Consider the following 2,473-nt stretch of genomic DNA (forward strand, 5'->3'; position numbering starts at 1 on the left):
AAACTAGCTTTCTAAGCTTACAAATACCTAGCTCGGTACTAAACAGTATAGCCAGGGATAGCCATAGTTGTGTCAGAATTCATCAAAGCAAGCTTCGAGCATGCAAAGGTGTTCCAAATAATCTGGCTGCATTACAAAGTGCAGCTTAAGCTACCAAGGTGCCAGCTAATAATGTTAGCATGTGTTGGAAACCTGCAGTAAGTTGTTACGAATAACTGCAAAAGCTGTGTATGGATGCATGCAAGCAAACAATGAGTAAGTAGAGATGCTCAAAGCCATCTAGTGATATCACAAAGGCTAGCTTAAGCTACTAAGGTAATAGCTAAAAATGTTAGCATGGTAATGTTAGAAATGACCGTGCAGGTGTGTGGGCCGGCGGTCCTCTTGGCATTTAGATGCCCAGATCATTGTTTCAGACAACTTCTACACTAATCCTGATTTAACACGGGATTTACTGCTGGCAGGGACCTTCAGCTGTGGGACGCTTCGCTACCGCAAGAATTGGCCAGCTCAATGCCCCCGAAGCAGAAAGGTGCCCCGGAACTGGCAGCGTGCGGATTCGATGTTCTTTCACTTGGCTGATCAGTCCATTGCGGCGTGGGCTGACATGAAACTTGTCAGAATCAACTACAACATACCAGGTGATACTGTGGCATGAACATGCATCAAAGCAAACTCTAATGTTCTGTTCCAGGAATTCTGGAACAGATCGGCCAGTGCGATCGTCGGATAAAAGACAACAGAACAGGCACATTTGCAAGCGTTCCGGTGGCACAGCCGGCTGCCGTTCAACAGTACGCGGCTAACATGGGCGGTAAGTTTGTAGTGTGCCTGTTAAAAATTCTTTAAACAAAATGACACAGTAGCTACCCATATTACACTGGGGTAGGAGTAGCCTTACACAGTAGCTCCTTTCCTTAGCTAGTCATGATTACATGGTAATGGCCATGATTATGTGGGAAATATTTCTCCCCCTTTTAGGAGTAGATACTTTCGATTCTCTCCTGTACACGAACAGAAGGGAGCAAAGAACTTTGAAATGGACAGTGGCCCTGGCTTTGCAAATGTTTCACTGGTGTGTTATCAACTCGTTCTCCTGCTACCGCGATGATCTGCCTGAAGCAGCCAGACTGAACTTCTCCTCCTCTCGCTTCCGGTACGAACTGTTCAAGTCGCTGCTGAAGTCGGCTGGCATGAAGGACTTGGCTCGCCACCCCAGGCAGATTCCGAATTCGAATTGCCACGTGCCGGTCTGGGTAAATAACATTTTCTTGTTGGAATAACGCTGTCTGATTTCATTGCTGTTTACTCAACTGGCAGTTAAAGTGACAAAGGGTGTGCATCAATTGCAGGTTGAGAAGCGCAAAATCTGCAAGTCCGGCCGGCATCAAAATCCAGTCAAAGTTGCCATGGTGTGCATTGCTTGCGATCTCTATCTTTGCAAGGACTGTTTTGCGGACTTCCACGTTGAAATGATGAGCAGAGATGACGGGCAGAAGCTGGCGGATCTAAAGAACAATGTGATCTCTAAATACAAAAAGTGATTGCGTTGTTGATGCTTAGTGTTGTCAAACTCTGTGAAGCAAGCTTTAACCGGTTTTTTGTCTCAAAGCACTACTAGCAACCAACCTTGACAACGAACGTGTACACATCGAAGGACCTGAGCTCGTATTCATCTGTCAGATCAGCATGCGACTGTTTGGCAGACTCCTGCTCACTCAAGTTCATGGATACACAACTGAGACATAGGTCGATTGAGATTGAAGATACAGTAGTTTCTTAGTTGATGTTCATTATTCGGATTTGTTAGGTACCACCAGCGGGAATTTAAGCAAGGAACAGTTTCTATCAAAGCAAAAAAAGATGCTAAAAATGCCCAGCATGCCCGGGGCATTTTTTAGCAACTGTTTCTTGCGTTCATACCAATGTTTCTTGGTTAAATTCCCGCTGGTGGTGAAAACAAGTCTAAGCAACGATAGCTTTGTATAACAATGGTGCAATCTTCGCACACTTGGGATGTGGTCCACGTTGCATTTCCTGCTGTTTTACAGTTTGTTATTCCATTTTAAAATCATTTATCGTGTGCTAAAATAAGCGCAATGCCGTTTTATCAGTTTCAAAGTTAATAGTCAACATTACAAACAAGCCATGTGACGATCAAACGATCACGAAATCATCAGCTTTATTCAGTTTTCTTCCTTTTACTTTCCGCGGATCCCGCCTCCTTCACAGCCGCTCGAAGCGCGTCACGATCCAGCATTACTCCGATAATTTCCGACTCTTTGCCGGCGACCTGGACAAAATAGAACAAACCATTAACCCTTTGCGAACCTCTGGCAGCATTGCGACGATATCGCAACAACCTGGCGACGAGATCACCAGGTCCCCGCGACCTGACGGCATTTGGTCACCACGACATTGCATTTCGTCGCCACATCACGGCATTTCGTCGCCACATCACAGCGATATCGTC

General features: G+C 45.5%; 2 protein-coding genes. One reads left to right on the top strand and one right to left on the bottom strand.

The annotated features are described in order from the left end of the window. Positions 1-367: 367 nt before the first annotated feature. Complete coding sequence (locus GY843_RS21025) at positions 368-658, top strand: hypothetical protein (RefSeq protein WP_367183819.1); 291 nt, start codon at positions 368-370, stop codon at positions 656-658. 319 nt (positions 659-977) lie between these two features. On the opposite strand, the gene GY843_RS08145 is transcribed toward GY843_RS21025, so the two are convergent. Then, a complete protein-coding gene (locus tag GY843_RS08145; RefSeq protein ID WP_297308403.1) occupies positions 978-1,244 on the bottom strand; it encodes a hypothetical protein in 267 nt (88 codons plus the stop codon). Positions 1,245-2,473 lie beyond the last annotated feature (1,229 nt).

It is taken from the genome of Neptuniibacter sp. (genome assembly GCF_024231755.1).
GTDB lineage: Bacteria > Pseudomonadota > Gammaproteobacteria > Pseudomonadales > Balneatricaceae > Neptuniibacter.